The sequence below is a fragment of the Citrobacter sp. S55_ASV_140 genome, assembly GCF_018919505.1.
Lineage (GTDB): Bacteria > Pseudomonadota > Gammaproteobacteria > Enterobacterales > Enterobacteriaceae > Citrobacter > Citrobacter werkmanii.
Genome location: NZ_JAHLQZ010000325.1, coordinates 1 through 2,550 on the forward strand (window position 1 = coordinate 1; position 2,550 = coordinate 2,550).

Annotated in this window: 1 protein-coding gene; it reads left to right on the forward strand. The window is 56.7% G+C overall.

Features of this window, described 5'->3' with window-relative positions; all coding sequences use genetic code 11:
* Positions 1 to 2,550 (forward strand): exodeoxyribonuclease V subunit beta (recB, locus tag KQJ18_RS23225; protein ID WP_216422861.1); only part of this gene is annotated, 2,550 nt, incomplete at both ends.

Here is a 2,550-nt window from a genome sequence, read left to right on the forward strand (position 1 = left end):
GTTGATGAGCTGGACGGGCTGCTGGAAGCCTCAGGGATCGACCGACGTAAATTCAATCGCGGTAACCAGAGCAAGTGGATCGAAAAGATCAGCGCATGGGCACAGGAAGAAACCCAGAGTTACCAGCTTCCTGACGCGCTGGAGAAATTCTCACAGCGTTTTCTGCAAGAGCGCACCAAAGCGGGGGGCGTAACGCCTCAGCACCCGCTTTTCGTCGCCATTGATGAACTACTTAGCGAACCGTTAACTCTCCGCGATCTGGTGATCACCCGGGCGCTGGCGGAGATCCGTTCCGCTGTTGCTGAGGAGAAGCGTCGACGCGGCGAGCTTGGCTTTGACGATATGCTCAGCCGTCTGGATGCGGCGTTGCGCAGTGACAGCGGCGATGCGCTGGCGGCGGCTATCCGTACCCGTTTCCCGGTCGCGATGATCGATGAATTTCAGGATACCGATCCGCAGCAGTACCGCATATTCCGCCGGATCTGGCAGCATCAGCCAGAGACCGCGCTGCTGTTGATTGGCGATCCCAAACAGGCTATTTATGCGTTTCGCGGCGCGGATATTTTCACCTATATGAAGGCGCGCAGCGAAGTCAGCGCACACTATACGCTCGATACCAACTGGCGTTCTGCCCCCGGCATGGTCAATAGCGTGAATACGCTTTTCAGCCAGATGGACGACGCCTTTATGTTCCGCGAAATCCCCTTTAGCCCGGTAAAATTTGCAGAGAAAAACCAGTCGCTGCGGTTTGTTTTACATGGTGAAACGCAGCCCGCAATGAGTATGTGGCTGATGGAAGGGGAAAGTTGTGGCGTAGGCGACTACCAGAACTACATGGCGCAGGTGTGCGCGACGCAAATTCGCGACTGGCTGAAGGCCGGACACTCTGGTGATGCGCAACTGGTCAGCGGTAAAGCATCCAGGCCGGTACGCGCCTCAGACATCAGCGTACTGGTTCGTAGCCGCCAGGAGGCGGCGCTGGTCCGCGATGCCCTGACGCAACTGGCGATTCCCTCCGTCTACCTTTCCAACCGTGACAGCGTATTTGAAACGCTGGAAGCGCAGGAATTGCTGTGGATGCTGCAAGCGGTGATGACGCCGGAACGGGAAAACACACTGCGTAGCGCGCTGGCGACCTCAATGATGGGGCTGAATGCGCAGGATATTGAAGCATTAAATAACGATGAGAATGCCTGGGATGCGGTAGTTGAAGAATTCGACGGCTATCGTCAAATCTGGCATAAACGCGGCGTCATGCCGATGCTGCGTGCGCTGATGACAAATCGCCAGATTGCGGAAAACCTGCTGGCGACGGCAGGGGGCGAACGCCGTCTGACCGATATTTTACATATCAGCGAACTGCTCCAGGAAGCGGGATCGCAACTGGAAAGCGAGCATGCGCTGGTGCGCTGGTTGTCCCAGCATATTCTTGAACCGGACAGCAATGCGTCCAGCCAGCAGCTCAGACTGGAAAGCGACAAGCATCTGGTACAAATCGTGACCATTCATAAATCGAAAGGGCTGGAATACCCGCTGGTCTGGCTGCCGTTTATCACGAATTTCCGCGTCCAGGATCAGGCGTTCTACCACGATCGCAGCTCCTTTGAAGCGGTACTGGACCTCAGTGACGCCAGGGAGAGCGTTGAGCTGGCAGAGGCTGAACGCCTGGCGGAAGACCTGCGCTTGCTCTACGTTGCGCTAACCCGTTCGGTATGGCACTGCAGCCTTGGCGTTGCGCCGTTGATACGTCGTCGAGGCGATAAAAAAGGGGATACCGATGTGCATCAGAGCGCTCTTGGTCGTCTGTTGCAAAAAGGTGAGCCAATGGATGCCGTGGGACTGCGTGGCGCGATTGACGCACTGGGTTGCGACGATATTGCCTGCCTGACGCCAGGTCAACCTGACGGTGAGCGCTGGCAGGTTGCACAGCCGGTCAGCGCCACATTGAGTGCGAGAACATTGCAACGCACCCCCGGCGATGGCTGGCGCGTGACCAGTTATTCCGGCCTGCAACAGCGCGGACATGGAATCGCGCAGGATCTGATCCCGCGCCTGGATGTTGATGCCGCAGGCGTTGGCGAGGTCATTGCGGAGTCAGGACTCACCCCGCATCAATTTCCGCGCGGCGCCTCGCCGGGCACGTTTTTGCATAGCCTGTTTGAGGACCTTGATTTTACCCAACCGGTAGATCCGCATTGGGTCGAGGAAAAACTGGCCTTGGGCGGTTATGACGCGCATTGGACGCCGGTTTTGACCGCATGGCTGGACGTCATTTTGCAGGCGCCTCTTAACGAGACGGGCGTCAGTTTGAGCCAACTTTCCGCCCGTGAAAAACAGGTGGAGATGGAGTTTTATCTGCCGATTTCACAGCCGCTGATGGCCAGCCGACTTGATGCGTTGATCCGTAAATACGATCCGCTCTCAGCGGGCTGCTCTGCGTTGGATTTTATGCAGGTACGCGGCATGCTAAAAGGGTTTATTGACCTGGTGTTTCGTCATCAGGGGCGTTATTACCTGCTTGATTACAAATCTAACTGGCTGGGTGAAGAC